Source organism: Escherichia sp. KCJ4928 (assembly GCF_004352695.1).
GTDB lineage: Bacteria > Pseudomonadota > Gammaproteobacteria > Enterobacterales > Enterobacteriaceae > ECMA0423.
Window position 1 is genome coordinate 1 of the sequence record NZ_SJWV01000616.1, and the last position, 427, is coordinate 427.

General features: G+C 58.3%; 1 pseudogene. It reads right to left on the minus strand.

Features of this window, described 5'->3' with window-relative positions:
• Window positions 1-410: pseudogene (locus tag E0D98_RS25885) on the minus strand (conjugal transfer protein); the annotation flags it as partial.
• Between the last annotated feature and the right edge of the window lie 17 nt (window positions 411-427).

Consider the following 427-nt stretch of genomic DNA (forward strand, 5'->3'; position numbering starts at 1 on the left):
CGTATGGTGTCGCCAAGGGTTGTGATGCTCTCTTTCAGCATGGTTAGGGTACGTCGGATTTCCTCATCCCGCCTGTCCAGCTCTGCTTTCAGGTCACGGGCAAGCTGCTGCATGTCTGCCTGTGGGGAGACAGGAGGCGCGGACATGGTGTTTCCGCTCCCGGTCTCCGTCATGGGCATGGGCTCTGCCCAGCTTTCGGCTGCGGGCGGTGTGACAGCGAAGCCTGCATCTGCAGGGGGCTCTGAGGGTGTCCGCAGAAACTTGTACCAGACTGCGGCCAGGATGATGAGGACACAGCCGGCCCAGACTGGCAGGCTGTATCCCATATACTGGCGTTTCAGGAAGGATTTGCCGGATGCCGGTGTCGTTGTTTCGCCAAAACTGCCGGGATCTTCATGTTCGTTTTTCATGGATGACTTTCCTGTTG